Annotated in this window: 1 protein-coding gene; it reads right to left on the bottom strand. The window is 32.2% G+C overall.

Annotated elements, in window-relative coordinates:
- Positions 1-52 precede the first annotated feature (52 nt).
- Positions 53-517 (bottom strand): IS200/IS605 family transposase, encoded by a 465-nt coding sequence (tnpA, locus tag B9N53_RS09065; protein WP_094204634.1) that lies wholly within the window; start codon positions 515-517, stop codon positions 53-55.
- Positions 518-681 lie beyond the last annotated feature (164 nt).

Below are 681 nucleotides of genomic sequence, written 5' to 3'. Positions count from 1 at the left end.
CCGACAGCTGCACTACATTCTCAATTGACGCTAAAGCGCCTCTTTCTTCTTTTTATTTTTTATTCTTTTTCCCAGTAAATGGGTCTATATACTCTTTCAAACTTATTTGGTCCGCTATATAATCTTCTTTCAATTGATTTCTTATATATTCTTCAATTTTCTTTGCATTTTTTCCTGCTGTATCTACATAATATCCTCTGCACCAAAAATTTCTACTTCCATATTTATATTTTAAATTTGCATGTCTATCAAATATTATTAGACTGCTTTTCCCTTTTAAATATCCCATTATTTCCGAAACGCTATATTTTGGTGGTATTTCAACCAGCATATGAATATGGTCTGGACATAATTCAGCTTCTATTATTTTTACGCCTTTTCTTGTTAATAAATCTCTTAATATTTTTCCTATATCTTGTTTTAACTTCCCATAGATTACTTGCCTTCTGTATTTTGGGGCAAATACTATATGATATTTACAATTCCATCTTGTGTGTGATAAACTATTCTTATCCATCAGGATGATAACCTCCTTTGTTAATATGTGCAGCTTGTCAGGCGTAACTATTTTATCATAGGAGGTTGTATTTTGCTTGAAGCTAAAGCTAATGTCTTCCACCTGCATAGCAGGTGGTTTTTTATTTCGCTCACTTCGTTCGCTCAACACACTTAAGTGTACAA

Source organism: Finegoldia magna, from assembly GCF_002243175.1.
Taxonomy (GTDB): Bacteria; Bacillota; Clostridia; order Tissierellales; family Peptoniphilaceae; genus Finegoldia; species Finegoldia magna_J.
Note: the sequence above shows the minus strand (reverse complement) of the source record. Positions and strands in the feature narration are given on the sequence as shown.

Coding starts and splice junctions, on each gene's coding strand:
- tnpA (WP_094204634.1), bottom strand. CDS start 517: ATGGATAAGAATAGTTTATCACACACAAGATGGAATTGTAAATATCAT.